2 protein-coding genes are annotated in these 566 nt (G+C 41.9%); both read right to left on the bottom strand.

Annotation, left to right across the window (positions count from 1 at the left end):
* Window positions 1-40 precede the first annotated feature (40 nt).
* On the bottom strand, window positions 41-349 hold the full coding sequence (locus H7844_16110; GenBank protein MEO5358801.1) for a hypothetical protein: 309 nt from the start codon (window positions 347-349) through the stop codon (window positions 41-43).
* A gap of 3 nt (window positions 350-352) precedes the next feature.
* Window positions 353-566, bottom strand: a 214-nt coding sequence (locus H7844_16105) for a hypothetical protein (protein ID MEO5358800.1), incomplete at its 5' end; no start/stop codon positions are given.

The raw sequence follows: 566 nt of genomic DNA, 5'->3' as shown, positions 1-566 counted from the left end.
CTTACCACGGTTACGGTTTTTAATTGGGGTCAGGCAGGATTTAGTCATCAGCCCTGCGCTCTCTTGTATGTGTGATATTCCACTCTTTACGCTGACGCTGAAAGTCACCAACTTTTACATAGTCCTTTGGGTTTGTGATTTTCTGCGGACACTGCTCACAAGCCATATCTTCTAAGCATATGAAATTACCAAACCCTGAAATTTCAAGGCTATGTTTAGCGGCGACATATTTCTTACAAGCCGCTTGTTGAGCTTCAGTTATCCCTTTGTGAATGTTGAAAAAAATACCTTTCCGGTTCACCCCTGACTTAGCCTCTAACCTTGAAACCCTATTACTTAACGCTGACATATCTTAGCTCCTTGTATTCCTATTCTCTAACGCATCAATGCGTTTTTCAAGCTCATCATACTGTATAAATTTCTGTACATAGCCTATGACCTCGGCACATGCCGACAGCCGGATTTTTTCATTTTCCGATTTAAGTAGTTTCCTTAATTCACAGGCAGCCTCTCCAAAAGCCGTTTTTAACTCACTCAGGCCGGTTACTAAAACGTCATCTTGTTGC

Source organism: Nitrospirae bacterium YQR-1 (assembly GCA_039908095.1).
Classification (GTDB): domain Bacteria; phylum Nitrospirota; class Thermodesulfovibrionia; order Thermodesulfovibrionales; family Magnetobacteriaceae; genus Magnetomonas.
The sequence above is the reverse complement of the archived record's forward strand: the minus strand, read 5'-3'. Positions and strand labels throughout refer to the sequence as shown.

Coding starts and splice junctions, on each gene's coding strand:
- H7844_16110 (MEO5358801.1), bottom strand. CDS start 349: ATGTCAGCGTTAAGTAATAGGGTTTCAAGGTTAGAGGCTAAGTCAGGG.